This window comes from Methylobacillus sp., assembly GCF_036844465.1.
In the GTDB taxonomy this organism is placed as follows: Bacteria; Pseudomonadota; Gammaproteobacteria; order Burkholderiales; family Methylophilaceae; genus Methylobacillus.
On the sequence record NZ_DAIUFW010000003.1, the window covers coordinates 112574 to 131211 of the forward strand.

An 18638-nucleotide genomic window follows, 5' to 3' on the forward strand; every position below is an offset into this window, starting at 1 on the left:
GCCTGCCGCCAGCCTCAATGCCCGTCATGCGCATGAGGCTTGCGCACCTGCAGCTCATGCCCGTCGGGTTCGGGAGCTGGCGCACGCTTGATCATTGATGCTTCTTCCACCTCGACTTCGTACGCGATTGTTCCCGTCGGATGCTGGTAGTCGCCGGGATCGCGGTAATCTCCGGCTTTCAATCCGGCCCTGACCTTGAACGTGGTGAACATGCCGCCCATGTGCAGGCTGCCAAACGGCCCCTGCCCGCTCATCATGGGCAAGGTGTTTTCCGGTAGCGGCATGGTCATCTCGCCCATTTCCGCCATGCCGTCTTTGCCCATGGGCATATAGTCCGGCAATACCTGCGTGATTTTTTCCACTAGGTCGCGCTGCTCCACGCCTATCATGGTCGGCACCTGGTGCCCCATGGCGTTCATGGTGTGATGGCTCTTGTGGCAATGGAATGCCCAGTCGCCGGGTTCGTCGGCAATCAGTTCAATCGCGCGCATCTGCCCCACGGAAATGTCCGTGGTGACCTCCGGCCAGCGTGAGGCGGGCGGCGTCCAGCCGCCATCCGTGCCGGCAACGACGAATTCATGTCCATGCAGGTGGATGGGGTGGTTGGTCATGCTGAGGTTACCGACGCGGATGCGTACTTTCTCCCCTTGCCTTGCCACCATGGGCGCGATGCCGGGGAACACGCGGCTGTTGAAGGTCCAGAGGTTGTGTTCCAGCATGGTCGCCACTTTGGGCGTGTAACTGCCTGGGTCAATGTCATAGGCATTGATGAGAAAGACATAATCGCGGTCCACGCGCATGAAGTCTGGATTTTTCGGGTGCGTGACCCAGAACCCCATCATGCCCATCGCCATCTGCACCATTTCATCGGTATGCGGATGGTACATAAAAGTGCCTGCGCGTCTGGCTGTAAACTCATAGACAAAGGTCTTGCCGCTGGGAATCGCAGGCTGCGTGAGACCGCTCACACCATCCATGCCGTTGGGCAGGCGCTGCCCGTGCCAATGGACGCTGGTCGGTTCTGGCAGGCGGTTAGTGACATAGATGCGCACCCTGTCGCCTTCCACCACTTCAATCGTCGGCCCCGGGCTCTGCCCGTTATAGCCCCACAAATGCGCCTGCATGCCCGGCGCAATCTCCCGCACCACGGGCTCCGCCACCAGGTGGAACTCCTTGACGCCGTCGCGCATGCGCCAGGGCAGGCTCCAGCCGTTCAAGGTCACTACCGGGTGGAACGGACGGCCATTGCCGGACGCGGGCGGCACCTGCGTTTCGGCGTTCTGCATACTGGCGATTTCCGGCAGGGCCGCCATCGCCACTTTGCTGACGGTACTGGCAGCCACCGCTGCCGCTCCCAGTTTGAAAAATTCACGTCGATTCAGCATTACTCTCCCCTCCCTTCCACATCCATCCAAGCTACGGGCCCGGCCATCGCCATGGTCAAACTGGCATCCGCGAGCCAGAAATCGCGTACGGCATCGATATATTGCTTCACGCTGCCCACCTGTTCCCGGACGCTTGAAAGTAACTCGAACGCGCTCAACAGCATGCCGTTGTAACGCAATTGGTTTTCCTGCAGGATGCGTTTGCGCAATGGCACGATCTCGTCCTGGACATGGCGAGCCATTTCATAGCGCGCGCGGTAACGCGTATGGGCGGCGCGCACCTCAGCCTCTGCATCGACCGCCATCTGAGCAGTGCGCTCCAGCGCCTCGGTATACATTGCCTCGGCACGCTTCACGCGGGCTTCGCCCCAGTCAAACAACGGCAGCTCGAAACCCAGGGTCACCCCTTTCTTGTAAGCTTCGCCGCGCCGCCCTTCCAATACGCGGGCCGGACCAATATCCAGCACGTTGATGAAGCGCGTGGCCTTATCCAGGCCCAGCTGTTTCGCCAGCGCATCCACTTCGGCACGCATGGCCTGCAAATCCAGCCGCTGCAGGAATGCCTGCTGTTGCACCTGCAGCAGCTCGTCCTCTTCTTTCGGCAAATCAGGCAGGCGCGGCGGCAGCGTGAACTGATGGCTATCCGCCAGTCCGAGCACGCTTGCCAGGCGTTCGCGGGCAAGCTGCTGATACTCCCGCGCCACGGCATACTCCAATGCCGCATCGGCATAGAAGCCCTGCTCCCGCGCCTGGTCAAGCGTGCTCCAGTTGCCCTGCTCGCGCATGCGCCGCGCCAGCTCCGCTGCCGCCTCCGCCGCCTGCATTACCTGCTCGGCATAGCGCACGGCCTGTTCCGCCGCCACCGCCTCCACCCAGGTCTGGCGCGTTGCCTGCGCCAAGGCCAGCACCCGCAGGCTGGTTTTCCGCCTCGCCTGCGCGAAACGTTGCTGCTCGACAGCGCGCGCCTGGGGCATGGTCAACAAGGAAAAAATATTGAAGGTGAACGACTGTTCTATCTTGTATTCGCCGTCATGCCGGGCGTAAAGCATGGAAAAACGCGGATTGGGCAGCCGCCCCGCCTGCACCAGATCCGCCTCGGCTATTCCCAGCCTGGCAAACCCGGCCCTCAATCCGCGGTTGTTTAGCAATGCAAGCTGCACTGCCTCTTCTATCCCCAGCGGCTTGGCGCGCAATTCATCCAGGCGCTGCCGCAGTGCTGTCCCTCCCGCATCCATCAAGGCGACATCCTGCTTGATATGCTGGCGCACCGTGGTATGCACATCCTCCATGCCGCCGTCGGGGCTGAATGTGGCGCAGCCGGAAAGCAGGCCGGCTATGACGGCAAGACAGGATATGCTTTGCCCGGAAAACAGTCTGGCCATGGTTATTCTCCGTGCATGTGCTGATGCCCGGCATGTTCGTCATGCGGCATCTGCTCGTGAGGCCCAGGCAGGGGCTTGTCATGTCCGGCATGGTCATCATGGGGGTTATGGCGCTGGTGATCATCTGTTGATGAAGCGGCACCACCGTGATCGAATTTGCGGTATTGCTTGAGCGCTCGCTCATATTGCAGCGTCGGGCCTGGGGTGGCGGTTTCCGCTGCTATGGCAGGCAGGACAAAGCACAGGCAGCACAAGGCCGCCAGCATTGGGTTGAATCGCATGATGCTCTCCATTCGTGAGTCTGGCGCTTGCCTGGCAGTGGAAAAAATCAGGCAAGCATACGGTATCAGGCAGCAACAAAGCAGCCTTTCCAGGGTTCAGATGAAAAGCAGGGTAATAGGCGGTCGCTGCAATGGCGCGAGCGCAGGCGGAAGGTAAATGGTAGTGACTTCGCTGTTCACCCGGGCACGGGGCAATTCCGGCGCCGCCATATAAAGGGAAACGGGCAATGCGCTGAAGCATGACAGGCAGTTATGGCAATTCCTGCAGCCATGTTCGTGCGGTTGCGCCTTGTCATCATGCTGCATCACATCGTGATGCCCCTGATGCTGATGCGCACCGGGCTGCGCATTGGCAGACATAGCGGCCGGCAAGTGCAGGGCTGCGCTGGCCATCACCGTATCCGCCAGGAATACGGTCAACAGCAACAGGACGATGAAGCGGTAGGCACTCATGCGGGCACAATAACACAACCGGTACGCCCAGCAAAGCACGGCGGCATTGTGTTAAGCTTGGTCCATGCTGCATTCCTGCTGCCTCCTCAAGTACGCGCCCCGTCATTCCAGATGAGCCATCAATACTACCGGCTGCCCGGCGGCCTGGTGCGCGCATTGGAGGCAGACACCCCGTTCCCGCCGTTGCAGAATCAAAGACAGAATCAAAGGGGTCAGTCTCCTTCGATCCATTCAAAATGAACAAAACACCAAAAAATTATTTTGACTCATTAAGTTACAGTTATATTCACGAAATCAAAGAATCAACTACGGCAATAACTTCAAGACGATACATGTAAGTCGTAATATTGCATCAATAATCAGTTCTAACTTCTTACCTATTAGCTCCATGACACATAAAGAATTTCGAGATTCCATACCTCTGTGAATGAGGCATAATTCAAGAGTCAAGCTTCAATAAGATCAAATCAGTGAAAAACCAACGTCGCGCACTATTCTTATCTCATGGAGGTGGCCCCATGCCCCTTCTGGGGGATCCGGCTCACGCAGAGATGGTCTCTCTGTTGAAAAACATTGCAACCACTATCGCAAAACCATCTGCCATTCTCATGGTCAGCGCGCATTGGGAGGAACGGCGTCCGACGATCACCGCGGGCCGCAATCCTGGGCTGATATATGACTACAGCGGCTTCCCCAGGGAAACCTATGAAATCCAATATCCCTGTCCAGGTAATCCGCAACTGGCGCAGGCCATCACCCAAGAGCTTGAAAGTGCTGGCATCGATGCAGTCCTTGATGAATCCAGAGGTTTTGATCATGGCTTGTTTGTTCCATTGACCATCATGTATCCGGAGGCTGATATCCCGTGCGTGCAGTTATCGTTAATCGATAATTTGGATGCTGCCGAGCACATCAAGCTGGGACAAGCTTTACAAGCCTTGGCTGACCCGTCGTTACTCATGATTGGTTCTGGTTTTTCTTTTCACAACATGCGGGCATTCTTCTCTCCAGAAACCGATGAATCAAGGGCCATGAATCATGCATTCGAGCAATGGCTGCTAGAAACTTGTTCGGATAAGAACCTAACGGAAGAGGAAAGAATGCTGAGGCTGGAAAATTGGGAGTCGGCGCCTTTCGCGCGCTATTGCCAGCCGCAGCAGGAGCACTTGCTCCCCTTGCATGTGTGCTATGGCTTTGCCGGGGCAGCATGTTCTAGCGCATATGAGCTCCAGATTCTCAACAAGAAGTCGAGCATGTATCTCTGGGAAGTAGAAGATTAATTACCTCCCAGCGCATTCAGCATAAAGGAATCAATGATGAGCATCCCAGTAGAATTGAAGGAACTGGCAGAGGCCATATCACGTTACCGCTTTGCTTACCTGATGACTGTCACTGATCAAGGCACACCACATGCAGTACAAGTGGCAGCAACCCTGCAAGATAACAAGTTGGTGATCAACCATATAGGTAGCCGCACACGCCACAATACGCTAGCACGATCTACTGTCGGCCTGGTTTGGCCGCCACAATCCGAAGCGGATTATTCGTTGATCGTCGATGGACAGGCTACCGTGATTGGTGAGTCGCTAAGCATCATCCCGACACGCGCAGTGCTGCATCGGCCCCGCTCTGCCACTTCACCTGATAAACGGGGAAACTGCGGAGCAGACTGCGTGGAAATCAACTTAACGCCTCAGTAAATCCAGGGACACATGCTGGACCACTCCCTGACACCACGCAGCTAATGCAAAGGCTTTAAAGCCAATAACTGCTTTTACCCCGGCTGCCGCTCAGCCATTTCAACCTGCCGTAATACTTTTAGAGCAATTCCTCGCGTAATTGCGCCGGGGACTTGATCGACAATAGTCCGGGCGCGACATCAAAGGCAGTTTTGGCGCCGAACTGACCCTGCTCGCTCAGACGATAGGCGGCACGGGCATATGCGACCAGAACGCTAGAGGTAAACTCGGGGTTGCTGTCCAGTTGCAGCGAGTATTCGATCACTTGGGCGTTGGCTTCGCTGGTGTTGCCGCTGCGGATGACAAAGCCGCCGTGAGGCATGCTGTTGTGTTCTTCGCGTAGGGTTTCCTCACTGATGAAATGCACCGTGGTGTCGTAATCGGCGAAATAGTTGGGCATGGTGACGATAGCCTGCTCGACGGCTGCCGCGTCTGCGCCTTCGCTCAGCACCACGAAGCATTCACGCGTGTGCTTCTGGCGTGTGGTCAATTCAGGGCGCGCGCCGCTGCGCACCTGTTCGATGGCTTCCAATGAGGGCAGCGTATATTGCACGCCCGCCTTGACGCCAGGCACGCGGCGGATGGCATCCGAGTGGCCTTGGCTGAGCCCTTTGCCCCAGAAGGTGTAAGTTGCGCCATCGGGCAGCAAGGCTTCGCCGTACAGTCGATTGATGGAAAACATGCCCGGATCCCAGCCGATAGCGATCAGCGCCGTCTTGCGGTTTGCCTGCGCCGGAGCATCGACAGCAGCGAAATATTCGGGAATGCGCGCGTGGGTATCGAAGCTATCGACGATATTGAACATCGCCGCCATTTCCGGCCCCTGGTGCGGCAGATCGTCCTTGGAACCGCCGCACAGAATCAAGACATCGATCACATCGCGGTAATCGGGCAAATCCGCAATGGCATGCACCGGCGTCTGCGCTGAAAGTGTCTTGACCAATTCAGGCGCCCGGCGAGTAAACACGCCGACCAGCGCCATGTCGGGATTCTTTGCAATCGCGGCCTCAACGCCGCGCCCCAAGTTGCCGTAACCGGCAATGCCGATACGGATTTGCTTGCTATTCATAAAAACCTTTCTTTAACCTTCTAACGCTGAAAACCTCCATGCGGCAGGCCGCCCAGGGAGATAATCTACTCTCAGCGAAGGAGCCTGACTGATACATCAGTCAATATTTAGATGCGAATATCTACGCAGGAAACACCCCGGTGGAAAGATACCGGTCGCCACGATCACAGACGATTGTCACAATCACGGCGTTTTCCACTTTCTTGGAGAGTTGCAGCGCGGCATGGAGCGCGCCGCCGGAGGAGATGCCGGCGAAGATGCCTTCTTCCTGCGCCAGCCGTCGCGTGGTTTTTTCGGCGTTTTCCTGGTTGACGTAGAGGAGGCTGTCCACGCGGCTCGGGTCAAAGATGCTGGGCAGGTATTCTTCCGGCCATTTGCGGATGCCGGGAATCTGCGCACCCTCTTCCGGCTGCACGCCGATCACCTGGATATCGGGATTCTGTTCCTTGAGATAGCGCGAGGTGCCCATGATGGTGCCGGTGGTGCCCATGCTGGAGACGAAGTGCGTGACCTTGCCCGCGGTGTCGCGCCAGATTTCCGGGCCGGTGCTTTCATAATGCGCCAGCGGATTGTCCGGGTTGCCGAACTGGTCGAGCACGATGCCCTCGCCTTCAGCCTGCAGCTTGAGCGCCACATCGCGCGCCAGCTCCATGCTGCCATCCTTGGGCGTCAGCACCAGTTCAGCGCCGTAGGCCTTCATGCTCTGGCGGCGTTCCAGGGTTTGGTTGTCCGGCATGACCAGCACCATCTTGTAGCCGCGCATGGCCGCCACCATGGCAAGGGCGATGCCGGTGTTGCCGGAGGTGGCCTCGATCAGGGTATCGCCGGGCTTGATGTCGCCGCGCTCCTCGGCGCGCAGGATCATGGACAGCGCGGGCCTGTCCTTGACCGAGCCAGCGGGATTGTTGCCTTCGAGCTTGAGCAGTATGGTGTTGCTGGTCTTGCCCGCCATGCGCTGCAATTTGACCAGCGGCGTGTTACCTACGAAATCTTCCAGGGTTTTATACATGTTCATTCAGTCGTTGGTGGGCCAGCCATGCTCGCCCGGGAATTTACTCAAGCCTTCTTGCTGAAGGCTAATACGATGGCAAACAGGCCCAGGACGGCAAATGCGATCAGGGAAAGCTGCGGGATGGTCAGGCCAAACATAGTCCAGTCCATCGCCGAGCATTCGCCTGTGCCCTTGAAGATCAGGTCCAGCGCTTTTTTCAGCGGGAAGGTCTCCATGATGTAATCGAATCCGGCACCACACTCCGCCATGACTTTCTCCGGGTTGGCCTGGATCCAGATATGGCGTGCGGCAATACCAATGCCGGTGACCGCTGCAGCGACATGCACCAGGCCATACACCTTCCTGCCGATATTGCCGGGGTTATGCAGGGCTGCAATCAGGAACAGCAGCCCGAGCGCCATAAAGGCGATGCGCTGGGAAATGCACAAGGGACAGGGTTCGAGGTGGTATTGCTGCTGCAGGAACAAGGCCAGGCCCACCAGGCCGAAACTTGCGATAAAGCCAAGGAAATACCCGCGACGACCAGAAAACAGCTTGTTACACATAAACATTCCCAGCACTTATAATAAAAGTCTCGCAATTGTAACGGATACAGCCTGGTTAGCACCAACCTGCTTTAACACCGGCTCCCACATGTCAGATATCCCCCAACGCATCCTCAGCGTCAGCGAGCTCAACCGCATGGCGCGTGAACTACTGGAACAGAGCTTCCCCTTGTTCTGGATCAGCGGCGAAATCTCCAACCTGACCCGCGCCGCCTCCGGCCATTGGTATTTCTCGCTCAAGGATCAGGGCGCGCAGGTGCGCTGCGTGATGTTCCGCGGCCGCAACGCCTACCTGGACTGGATTCCGCGCGAGGGCGACAAGGTGGAGGCGCGCGCGGTGGTGACGCTGTACGAGGCGCGAGGCGATTTTCAGCTCACCATAGAATTCCTGCAACGCGCGGGGCTGGGCACCTTGTACGAGGCTTATGAAAAACTCAAGGCCCAACTGAATACGGAAGGCTTGTTCGCAACCGAGCACAAGCAGGCCATCCCGACCCATCCTCGCCAGATCGGGATCGTCACCTCGCCCGATGCCGCCGCGCTGCGCGACGTGCTGACCACGCTCAGGCGGCGCATGCCTGCTGTCAATGTCGTCATCTACCCCACACCGGTGCAGGGCAAGGGCGCTGCCGCCCTGATTGCGCAAGCCATCCGCACCGCTGATGCTCGTACGGAATGCGATGTGCTGATTGTTTGCCGTGGCGGCGGCAGCATCGAGGACTTGTGGCAGTTCAACGAGGAAATCGTCGCGCGCGCCATCCATGCCTGCCGCCTGCCGGTCATCAGCGCCGTCGGACATGAAACCGACTTCACGATCGCCGATTTCGTCGCCGACGTACGCGCGCCCACGCCGACCGCTGCCGCCGAGCTTGCCACACCAGACCGCCAAGCGCTGCTGCGCGGCCTGCAGCTCTACCGCGAGCGGCTGGCACGCGCCATGCAGAACCGTATCGACCAGCGCAGCCAGCAACTCGACTATTTAAGCCGCCGCCTGCTCTCGCCCATGCAGCAGGTGCAACACCAGCAACAGCACCTGCAGCAATTGCAACTGCGCCTGACGCACGCCATGGCCCGGCAACTGCAGCGGCAGCAACAACGCCTGTCAGGATTGCAGCAAAGCCTCGCCCACCTCAACCCCAGTGCGGTGCTGCAACGCGGCTATGCATTGGTGGAAAAACTGGATGGCGAACTGGTGCAGGACAGCGCGCAGCTCGCGCCGGGCGACCAGGTCAAGCTCACCTTGGGCCGCGGCAGCGCCCAGGCCGACATCCGCGCCACCAGCGAAACATAAGAGCGCCACACAGCTCACGCCCAAATGCCTGCAGAGGCGTAGAATGGCGGAAAATTTTCATTCCACGCCATATGCAACCTTGCGGCAATCACAAACCTGCCCTTCCCCTGCTAGCGCTGGCTGCGCTGGGGGTGGTCTTTGGCGACATCGGCACCAGCCCGCTTTATACGATGAAGGAAGTGTTCGCGGTAAGCCCGCACCCGGTACCGCTAACGCACGATAATGTCTTTGGCATTCTGGCCTTGATCCTTTGGTCATTCATCCTCGTGGTATCCCTGAAATACACCATGTTCGTCATGCGTGCCGACAACAATGGCGAAGGCGGCATCATGGCGTTGCTGGCACTCGCCAGCCGCAACCTCAAGGGCGAGCGCAAGCGCACGGTGATGTATGCGGGGATCCTGGGCGCCTGCATGTTCTACGCCGACGGCATGATTACGCCAGCCATCTCGGTGCTGTCGGCAATCGAAGGGGTCGGAGTAGCCGCACCCGCGCTGGAACAGTTCATCGTGCCGGTGACGCTGATCATCCTGTTTATCCTGTTCTGGCTGCAAAGCAAGGGCACGGCGGTAGCGGGCGCCTTGTTCGGCCCTGTCATGCTATTGTGGTTTGCAACGCTGGCGGGATTGGGCATCGTCAATATCCTGCACGAGCCCAGGGTGCTATATGCGCTCAACCCCTTCTATGCCGTGCAGTTTTTTTTCAACGCGCCCTGGGTCGCCTTCGTCGCGCTCGGTTCCGTAGTGCTGGCAGTCACCGGGGTGGAAGCCCTGTATGCAGACATGGGGCATTTCGGCCCTAGGCCGATCCGCTATGCCTGGTTCAGCTTCGTCCTGCCCGCGCTGGTCTTGAACTATTTCGGCCAGGGCGCACTGGTGCTGCATGACGCGGAAGCCATCAAGAACCCTTTCTACCTGCTGGCACCCGAATGGATGATCTATCCTCTCATCGCCTTGGCAACGCTGGCGACCGTGATCGCGTCGCAGGCCGTAATTTCAGGCGCCTTCTCCATCTCGGCGCAGGCATTACAGCTAGGCTATCTGCCGCGCATGCGCATACTACACACTTCGGCGCAGCAAAAAGGCCAGATCTACATGCCCTATATCAACTGGAGCCTGATGGTTGCGGTCATGGCGCTGGTCGTCGGCTTTGGCTCATCAGGCGACCTGGCCGCCGCTTATGGCATCGCCGTCACCGGCAACATGCTGTTCACCACCCTGCTCGCGGGTATCGTGTTCCATGGTATCTGGCACTGGGGCTGGCTACGCACGCTGGCATTGGTAAGCCTGTTCCTCGTCATCGACCTTGCGTTCTTCAGCGCCAATATCCTGAAAATTCCGGATGGCGGCTGGATGCCCATCCTGATCGGTATCGTCATCTTCACCCTGATGACCACCTGGAAGCACGGGCGCGACCTGCTGCTTGGCCGTCTGCATGAGGAAGCCATGCTGCTGGAGCCCTTTATCGCAGCCATCGGCGCCCATCCGCCCCAGCACGTGGAAGGCACCGGCATTTTCATGACGCCCAATCCGCATGGCGTGCCCCACGCCATGTTGCACAACCTCAAACACAACAAAATACTGCACGAGCGCAATATCCTGCTCACCGTGCATATCGCCGACGTGCCCTATGTCGAGGAGCGCAGCCGCCTGGGGCTGGAAGAGCTGCCTCACGGCTTTTATCGCATCACGGTGAACTACGGCTTCAAGGACGATCCCGACCTGCCGCGCGACCTTGCCTTGACCCGGCAGTTCGGTCTTGAGCTCGATGCCATGGAAACCTCGTTCTTTATTGGCAAGGAAACACTGATCGTCAGCCGCCACTCCGGCATGGCCTATTGGCGCAACAAGCTGTTTGCAGGCATGTTCCGTAATGCAGACAGCATCACCAGCCAGTTCAAACTGCCGCCAAACCGCGTCATCGAGCTGGGCGCGCAGGTCACCTTGTAATCAAGGATTGTCGGCTCTCTCCTGCCCGTCTAGAATGACATCCTGATGCTTGAACCCAGGTTTTGAAAGAGGTTGTATACATGAAAAAATCCATCACACTGGCATTGTCCGCCCTGCTGTTCACTCAGCTCACCAGTTGCACCACTGTCAGCACCACCAACAGTGGTAATGTGGGCGTCGACCGCAAACAATACGTCGGGCTTGTTTCCGAACAGGAAGCCGTGGAGCAGTCCGCCCTGGCCTACCAGCAAACCGTCAAGGAAGCGCAAACCAAGAAACTCCTGAACACCGACAGCGCGGAAACCAAGCGTGTCCGCAATATTGGCAATAAGTTGATTGCCCATGTCGGCGTGTTCCGCCCGGATGCCCCGAACTGGAAATGGGAAATCAATGTGCAGGAGAGCAAGGAAGTCAACGCCTACTGCATGGCAGGCGGCAAGATCATGGTGTATACCGGACTGATCGACCAGATCAAGCCTAGCGATGACGAGCTCGCTGCTGTGATGGGACACGAAATTGCCCATGCCCTGCGCGAACACGTGCGTGAGCAGATGTCGCGCGCCAAGGCGCAGCAATACGGCCTGCTCGGGCTGGCCGCCGTCGTTGGCCTCAGCACCAAGAATGCGGACAACGCCACGCAAACCCTGGCGCTGGGTGGCACCCTTGCCGCCGTGGCACTCACCCTGCCCAACAGTCGTACCGCCGAGCATGAAGCCGATGAAATCGGCCTTGAGCTTGCTGCGCGCGCGGGCTACAACCCGAATGCGGCGCTGACGCTTTGGCAGAAAATGAGCGCGCTGGGCGGGGACAAACCGCCTGAAATGCTCAGCACCCACCCTTCCGACGAATCGCGCATGGCCGATATCAAACGTCTGATTCCAGCCGTCATGCCATTGTACGAACAAGCAAAAAAGCAAGGTAAATAAGGCCTGCAATTGTCCAATCCAGAGGTCGTTTTCAGATAAAATATCGTTTTTATCTGAAGCGACCCCTAGGAATTTTGATGAGCAACTTGCAATCCATTATTGAAGACGCATTCGAGCGTCGTGCCGAGATCACCCCAGCCACTGCCAGCGCAGAAATCAGAGATGCCGTATTCAGCGTAATCGCCGACCTCGACAGCGGTAAACTGCGTGTGGCTGAGCGTACTGACGGCCAGAACTGGATCACGCATCAATGGATCAAGAAAGCCGTATTGCTCTCCTTCCGCCTCGAAGACAACGTATTGCTCGATGACGGCGTCACCAAGTACTTCGACAAGGTTCCACCCAAGTTTGCCGGTTACACCGAAGAGGATTTCAAGGCCGGCGGCTTCCGTGTCGTACCGAACGCCATCGTGCGCCGCGGCTCCTTCATCGCCAAAAATGCCGTGCTGATGCCGTCCTACGTCAATATCGGCGCTTATGTCGGCGAAGGCACCATGGTCGACACCTGGGCTACCGTCGGATCCTGCGCCCAGATCGGCAAGAACGTGCACCTTTCAGGCGGCGTCGGTATCGGCGGCGTGCTGGAACCCGTGCAGGCAGGCCCAACCATCATTGGCGATAACTGCTTCATCGGTGCGCGTTCCGAAGTGGTCGAAGGCGTGATTGTGGAAGACAATTGCGTAATCTCCATGGGTGTTTACATCGGCCAGAGCACCAAGATTTACGACCGTGAAACCGGCGAGATTTTCTATGGTCGCGTGCCTGCCGGTTCCGTGGTCGTTTCAGGCAATCTACCATCCAAGGATGGCAGCTACAGCCTTTACTGTGCCGTCATCGTCAAGAAAGTTGATGCGAAGACCTTAGGCAAGGTCGGCATCAACGAACTGCTGCGCGGTATTTAAGTAGCCGTCCCATCCGCATTATTCCAGTCGGGCCTGGGTAGCGTTATCTAACGTACCCAGGCCCGACTTTTTAGGTTGTCAATATCCTGACAGTGGCGTCGAGGCTCCAACAATTCCTCCTGTTGGCTATTCTCCTGACACCTCTACTCCTCTCACTCACACTCTTCCACTGATCTTCATAGATACTTGTTTTTATTATAAAAAAATAATTACCTTTCTCCCATCTCATCTGTTACAGCATCCGCATCGCCTAGCGGCACAAAAGTTGCCAGTTAAGGATTGTTCTACATTACCTTGCTAGGCGAAGGGAAACAGCATGACAGGCAATTACGATTACAAGTTGGTGTTACTCGCCATTGTGATTGCATTTATCTCATCCCTGACTGCATTCATGTTCACAAGCCGCGTGGCACGCAGCCGCGGCAGCAATTCAGCAACAGCCTGGATGATATTGGGCGCGATTGCCATGGGTTCCGGTATCTGGGCCATGCACTTCATCAGCATGCTGGCTTGGTCTCTGCCTATCCCCATGGGTTACTCGTTTGACGAAACAGCATTGTCATGGCTGATCGCCATCAGCGTGTCATGGATAGCACTCGATATCGCCAGCAAACCACGCCTCAACCCAAAAGTGTTGCTGGTTGCAGGCATTGTCATGGGCGCGGGCATCAGCGCCATGCACTATACCGGCATGCATGCCATACAAATGTTTCCCGAGATTACTTACGACACCTCATTGGTAACCTTGTCCGTGGCTATCGCGATTGCGTCATCCATCATCGCGCTTGCATGCATGTTCAAGGCTGGGCATACATCTCAGACACATAGCACGAATTCCAAAGCCCTTGCGGCAGGCATCATGGCCACCGGTATCGCGGGCATGCATTTCACTGGCATGTCCGCTGCTCAGATCGCACCTGATGCATTCTGCACATCGGTTTCCACGTTGCAGCCCAGCCTGTTTGCCGTCATGGTTGCACTGGGAATATGCACGCTGCTTCTGATAGCCTCACTTCTGGCCGTCATGGATTCCCGCAATGATGACCAAGGCAATTGGCTGTCGAACGATACCCAGTCTAAGCTCAGACGCATGCACATGCTGGACGATCACACCCAGCTTCCCAACCAGCAGTATTTCCAGCATCACTTAGAGATTGGCATCCGCCGCACTTCGCGCCTGGGAACTGCATTGGCCGTAGCCATGATCAAGCTGGAAAACCTGGAACAGATAAAACAAACGCTTGGGCAACATATCAATGACACAGCCCTCCAGATTGCCGCCAAACACATCCAGGATGCCATTCGCGGCTGCGACATGGCTACCTATCATGGCAATGGGGAGTTTTTTGTCCTGTTCGAGGATATCAGGCAAACGCAGGATATCTCGCCAGTGATGGAAAGAGTCATGCAGTCACTCAACTCCACTTTCCATGTTGATAAACACAATATCGTGTTTGCTGTGCGAGCTGGGCTTGCCCTTTATCCCCAACATGGCGACGCCGACCGGCTGCTGACCTATGCAGAGGCTGCCATGTATCGCGTGCAAGCCGATGACTTTTATAGATTCCGCTTTTTTGATGAAAAGCTGGAGCCTGCCTCTTTCGATATCCTGGAAACCCAGCAAGAGCTGCGTCATGCCATTGCCAACCAGGAAATGACGCTCTATTTCGAGCAACGCAAGAATACTTTGGATAACACCATCAGCAGTCTGGAAATTCAGGCATGCTGGCTACACCCCACCAAAGGGGCCATTCCACCTGCCACTTTCATCCCGATGGCAGAGTCACTGGGGTTGATCGGCGATATCAACCAATGGATACTGGAACAAAGTTACCACAGCATTCAGGAACTGCGTCAGCAACAAATCCATATCCCGGTCTACCTGCCGCTTGCTGTGTCCCAACTGCACGACCCCCAGCTGGAGCAATACGTGGCTGCCATGCTTGAACGCTTTGGCTTGCCAAAAGATGCATTAATTTTTGAAATAACGGAATCGGCATTCATGCAGATGCCAGAGCACTATTCAGACCTGTTGAATCGCTTGCCCGCAATCAGCATCAATATCCACCAGGAAAATGTTGGCACCGGTTCCTCCAGCTTGCCTTATCTGCAACATTTGCACCTGAAAGCGCTCAAGCTCGACCGCAGCTTTACCCAGGATATCGTCAGCAACCCGAAAACCCGTGCTATCGCTGGCGCTATCATTGAACTGGCCCATGCCCAGCAGCTCCAGGTATCGGCAGAAAATGTCACTACCCAGGAAGAACGCAATATCCTGCTCAGCCTTGATTGCGATGAAATCCAGGGCTTTTTCTGTGCCAAGCCGGTCTACCAATCCCAATTGATCGAATTGCTGCAAGCCCGCAACATAGAATCGCAATCCGGCTATACAGGTCCGCTCCGGCCCGTGAGCATTATGTATCAGGGCCAACAGACCGCTTCGCTCTCAATACGCTAGTGTAGAATGTGCGCATTTATCATCAAGATGCGCACATATGAAGCTTTACGGTATCCCCAACTGCAATACAGTCAAGAAGGCACGCCACTGGCTTGATGAGCACGGCGTGACCTATGAATTCCACGATTTCAAGAAATCCGGCATTAGCGCAGACACGCTCGGTCAATGGCTGAGCCAGATCGAATGGGAAAAGCTGGTCAACCGCGCGGGCATGACTTGGCGCGGCTTGAGCGATGCCGAGAAATCAGCCGTTACCGACAACGCCTCTGCCATCCAGCTCATGCAGGAAAAAACTTCCGTCATCAAGCGCCCGGTATTGGTTAAGGATGGCCAGATTCTTCATCTTGGTTTCACAGAGGCAGCCTATGAAGAGCTGTTCAGCGCATGAGCAAGACGCTGGAACTCGCCAAGGAGCTGATTTCCCGTCGATCCGTCACCCCTGACGACCAGGGTTGCCAGGAGTTGCTGATCTCACGGCTGAAGCCGCTGGGATTCAGGATAGAACGTATGCGCTTCGGCGATGTGGATAATTTCTACGCACGGCGCGGTACCAGCGGGCCTTTGCTCGTATTCGCCGGGCACACGGACGTCGTACCTACCGGCCCGCTTGAGCAATGGCACACGCCGCCGTTCGAACCCACCATCAAGGATGGCATGTTGTATGGCCGTGGCGCCGCCGACATGAAAACCTCGCTCGCAGCCTTCATCACCGCAATCGAAGCCTTTATTACTGAGCATCCAAACCATCCCGGCTCCATCGGCCTCATCATCACTTCCGATGAAGAAGGCATTGCCATCAATGGTACCGTCAAGATAGTGGAAACGCTGAAAGCACGCAATGAGCTGATCGATTACTGTATCGTCGGCGAGCCCACTTCCAGTCAGGTCGTCGGCGACATGATCAAGAATGGGCGCCGCGGTTCGCTTTCCGGCAGACTGACAGTCAAGGGGATACAAGGCCATATCGCCTACCCTCACTTGGTCAAAAACCCCATTCACCTGGTAGCGCCTGCGATCAAGGATATGGTGGAAACCGTCTGGGACGAGGGCAACGAATACTTTCCACCCACCTCCTGGCAGATTTCCAATATGCACGGCGGCACCGGTGCCACCAATGTCGTGCCGGGCGAGGTGGAAATCCTCTTCAATTTCCGCTTTTCCACCGCCAGCACTGCGGATAGCCTTAAGCAGCGTGTGCATGCCATTCTGGACAAACATGCACTCGACTACACCTTGCTGTGGGAATTATCAGGAAAACCTTTCCTCACACCCAAAGGCTCACTGGTCAGCGCAATTTCCTCCGCCATCAAGCAGGCTTTTGGCGTGACGCCTGAACTCTCCACCAGCGGCGGCACATCAGATGGCCGCTTCATCGCCGACATCGCGGCCCAGATAGTCGAATTCGGTCCGCTCAATGCCACTATCCATAAACTCAACGAATGCGTCGCGGTCAAGGACATTGAACCCTTGCAACACGCATACAAACTCACCCTGGAATCCTTGCTGACATGATTCAACTCCCCATTGCCACGGAAGAACTCCATACCCTGCGCGACTGGCTGCGTTTTACCGTCAGCCGTTTCGAAGAATCCAATATCTTCTTCGGCCACGGTACCGACAACGCCTACGACGAAGCAGTCTGGCTCATCCTGTCCGCCCTGCACCTACCTCACGATACGCTGGAAAACTTTCTCGACGCCCGGCTGCTACCATCCGAGCGCACACGCCTCCATGATCTGATCCGCCGCCGCATCACCGACCGCACGCCTACTGCCTACCTGGTCAACGAAGCTTGGCTGAAAGGCTACAAATTTTATGTGGACGAACGCGTCATCGTGCCGCGCTCATTCATCGCCGAGCTCCTCGAGGACGGCTTGAGCCCATGGATAGAATATCCCGAGATGGTGGAAAGCGCCGCTGACATCTGCACCGGCAGCGGCTGCCTGGGCGTGCTACTCGCCAATGCCTTTCCCAATGCGCAAGTGGATGTAGTGGATATCTCCCCGGACGCACTCGCAGTCGCCGACATCAACATCAGTCACTATGGGCTGGAAAACCAGGTACATGCCATCGAATCCGACATGTTCAGCAACCTGACCGGCAAGACCTACGACCTCATCATCAGCAACCCGCCTTATGTCGATGCGCCTTCCATGGAGGCCTTGCCGGAGGAATACCGCAATGAACCGCAGATCGCGCTAGGCAGTGGTATCGCCGGACTGGACCACACCCACACCCTGTTGCGCGAAGCCAAGCAGCATCTCAATGATAATGGCCTCTTGGTAGTGGAAATCGGCCACAATCGCGATGCCTTGCTGGAAGCCTATCCTGAATTGCCGTTCACCTGGCTGGAAGTGGATTCCGGCAACGAATTCGTCTTCCTGCTCACCAAGGAACAACTACCCTAAATCGGACAAACACACAGAGCAAACACAATGTCAGATCCCAGAGTCTTTTTCGCCGCCGAACGCACCATGCTGGCATGGCTGCGCTCCGGCATCACATTGATGGCCCTCGGCTTCGTCGTCGCCCGCTTCAGCCTGTTCCTCACCCTGCTCGCGCCCGGCGCCGTCGAGCACCTGATGGAACACCGTTGGCTGTCTGATTTATTGGGTGTCACCCTGGTGCTCACCGGCGCCGCCGTCATCCTCTGCGCGCAATACAACCATCACCGCTATGTCCAATCATTGCCGCCCGAAGACGTGCCGCAGCTTCCCGTGCCTTGGCTGACAACCGTGCTGGCCTGTGCTATCGCTTTCGCAGGGATTGCGCTTGCCGTGGATTTGATGTTGTTTTAGCAGGTTGTCATCCCATCCACTACGCCACTGATATTGGATGCCCATAACAGCAACCCTCCATAACGCCAGCAAAGTTCTGCATGAAGGTTTGTGATTCAGACAAACATAATTTAATTTAAGCTCGCAAAACATCATGCAAACTCAAAGGCCGTGATATCCTCGGTTATTCTTTCCCAACTCCTGACGGTAAGGGCAAAAAACCATGATCCGCTGCCATCTCGCCCGCATGATGGGTGAGCACAAAATGCGTATATCAGATGTTGCCAGAGAAACAGGACTGAGCCGTGCCACAGTCACCTTGCTCTACAAAGAAACTGCGCAGAAAGTAGATCTGGCAGCGCTCGACAAGCTATGCGCATTATTCGACTGCAGTATCGGCGAGCTAATGGAGCGCATAGAGCCTTCAACGATTCATCAGCATTCGGCAAGCACCAATCGAGGCAACTGA

At 56.7% G+C, this 18638-nt stretch carries 19 protein-coding genes; 12 read left to right on the forward strand and 7 right to left on the reverse strand.

What is annotated here, in order from left to right:
• Positions 1-14: 14 nt before the first annotated feature.
• The 4 genes from V7Z75_RS04900 to V7Z75_RS04915 form a co-directional block, all read right to left on the reverse strand.
• Entirely contained in the window at positions 15-1385 is a 1371-nt protein-coding gene (locus V7Z75_RS04900; protein WP_334107504.1) for a multicopper oxidase family protein, read from the reverse strand.
• Complete coding sequence (locus V7Z75_RS04905) at positions 1385-2767, reverse strand: TolC family protein (protein ID WP_334107505.1); 1383 nt, start codon at positions 2765-2767, stop codon at positions 1385-1387. The genes V7Z75_RS04900 and V7Z75_RS04905 overlap by 1 nt, the downstream gene beginning before the upstream one ends.
• A 2-nt stretch (positions 2768-2769) precedes the next feature.
• Positions 2770-3048: a hypothetical protein gene (locus tag V7Z75_RS04910; RefSeq protein ID WP_334107506.1), complete on the reverse strand. Its 279-nt coding sequence runs from the start codon at positions 3046-3048 to the stop codon at positions 2770-2772.
• 96 nt (positions 3049-3144) lie between these two features.
• Positions 3145-3501 carry a hypothetical protein gene (locus tag V7Z75_RS04915; protein WP_334107507.1) on the reverse strand — a complete coding sequence of 119 codons (357 nt, stop codon included), beginning with the start codon at positions 3499-3501 and terminating at the stop codon, positions 3145-3147.
• Between the two features lie 470 nt (positions 3502-3971).
• On the opposite strand from V7Z75_RS04915, the gene V7Z75_RS04920 reads away from it, so the two are divergent.
• Positions 3972-4781 (forward strand): DODA-type extradiol aromatic ring-opening family dioxygenase, encoded by an 810-nt coding sequence (locus V7Z75_RS04920; RefSeq protein WP_334107508.1) that lies wholly within the window; start codon positions 3972-3974, stop codon positions 4779-4781.
• Positions 4782-4814: 33 nt separating this feature from the next.
• The gene (locus V7Z75_RS04925; protein WP_334107509.1) at positions 4815-5201 is read left to right on the forward strand and encodes a pyridoxamine 5'-phosphate oxidase family protein; all 387 of its coding nucleotides are present in this window, start codon (positions 4815-4817) and stop codon (positions 5199-5201) included.
• 118 nt (positions 5202-5319) lie between these two features.
• Here the strand turns inward: V7Z75_RS04925 and V7Z75_RS04930 are convergent, their stop codons facing one another.
• The 3 genes from V7Z75_RS04930 to V7Z75_RS04940 form a co-directional block, all read right to left on the reverse strand.
• A complete protein-coding gene (locus V7Z75_RS04930) occupies positions 5320-6309 on the reverse strand; it encodes a diaminopimelate dehydrogenase (RefSeq protein WP_334107510.1) in 990 nt (329 codons plus the stop codon).
• Between the two features lie 121 nt (positions 6310-6430).
• On the reverse strand, positions 6431-7318 hold the full coding sequence (cysM, locus tag V7Z75_RS04935) for a cysteine synthase CysM (protein WP_334107511.1): 888 nt from the start codon (positions 7316-7318) through the stop codon (positions 6431-6433).
• Between the two features lie 47 nt (positions 7319-7365).
• Positions 7366-7866: a disulfide bond formation protein B gene (locus V7Z75_RS04940; protein WP_334107512.1), complete on the reverse strand. Its 501-nt coding sequence runs from the start codon at positions 7864-7866 to the stop codon at positions 7366-7368.
• Between the two features lie 88 nt (positions 7867-7954).
• Between V7Z75_RS04940 and xseA the strand changes: the two genes are divergently transcribed.
• The 10 genes from xseA (at position 7955) to V7Z75_RS04990 (ending at position 18638) form a co-directional block, all read left to right on the forward strand.
• Positions 7955-9157 carry an exodeoxyribonuclease VII large subunit gene (xseA, locus tag V7Z75_RS04945; RefSeq protein ID WP_334107513.1) on the forward strand — a complete coding sequence of 401 codons (1203 nt, stop codon included), beginning with the start codon at positions 7955-7957 and terminating at the stop codon, positions 9155-9157.
• 71 nt (positions 9158-9228) lie between these two features.
• Entirely contained in the window at positions 9229-11106 is a 1878-nt protein-coding gene (locus V7Z75_RS04950) for a potassium transporter Kup (RefSeq protein ID WP_334107514.1), read from the forward strand.
• An 80-nt stretch (positions 11107-11186) separates the two neighbouring features.
• Positions 11187-12032, forward strand: coding sequence for a M48 family metallopeptidase (locus tag V7Z75_RS04955; RefSeq protein WP_334107515.1), 846 nt, complete (start codon positions 11187-11189; stop codon positions 12030-12032).
• Positions 12033-12109: 77 nt separating this feature from the next.
• Positions 12110-12934 carry a 2,3,4,5-tetrahydropyridine-2,6-dicarboxylate N-succinyltransferase gene (gene dapD / locus V7Z75_RS04960; RefSeq protein WP_334107516.1) on the forward strand — a complete coding sequence of 275 codons (825 nt, stop codon included), beginning with the start codon at positions 12110-12112 and terminating at the stop codon, positions 12932-12934.
• Between the two features lie 316 nt (positions 12935-13250).
• Positions 13251-15392: a bifunctional diguanylate cyclase/phosphodiesterase gene (locus V7Z75_RS04965; RefSeq protein WP_334107517.1), complete on the forward strand. Its 2142-nt coding sequence runs from the start codon at positions 13251-13253 to the stop codon at positions 15390-15392.
• A 37-nt stretch (positions 15393-15429) separates the two neighbouring features.
• Positions 15430-15780: an ArsC family reductase gene (locus V7Z75_RS04970; protein WP_334107518.1), complete on the forward strand. Its 351-nt coding sequence runs from the start codon at positions 15430-15432 to the stop codon at positions 15778-15780.
• On the forward strand, positions 15777-16904 hold the full coding sequence (gene dapE, locus V7Z75_RS04975; protein ID WP_334107519.1) for a succinyl-diaminopimelate desuccinylase: 1128 nt from the start codon (positions 15777-15779) through the stop codon (positions 16902-16904). The genes V7Z75_RS04970 and dapE overlap by 4 nt, the downstream gene beginning before the upstream one ends.
• Positions 16901-17800, forward strand: coding sequence for a 50S ribosomal protein L3 N(5)-glutamine methyltransferase (gene prmB, locus V7Z75_RS04980; RefSeq protein WP_334107520.1), 900 nt, complete (start codon positions 16901-16903; stop codon positions 17798-17800). The genes dapE and prmB overlap by 4 nt, the downstream gene beginning before the upstream one ends.
• 27 nt (positions 17801-17827) lie before the next feature.
• Positions 17828-18190: a YidH family protein gene (locus V7Z75_RS04985; protein WP_334107521.1), complete on the forward strand. Its 363-nt coding sequence runs from the start codon at positions 17828-17830 to the stop codon at positions 18188-18190.
• A gap of 226 nt (positions 18191-18416) precedes the next feature.
• Positions 18417-18638 (forward strand): helix-turn-helix domain-containing protein, encoded by a 222-nt coding sequence (locus V7Z75_RS04990; RefSeq protein ID WP_334107778.1) that lies wholly within the window; start codon positions 18417-18419, stop codon positions 18636-18638.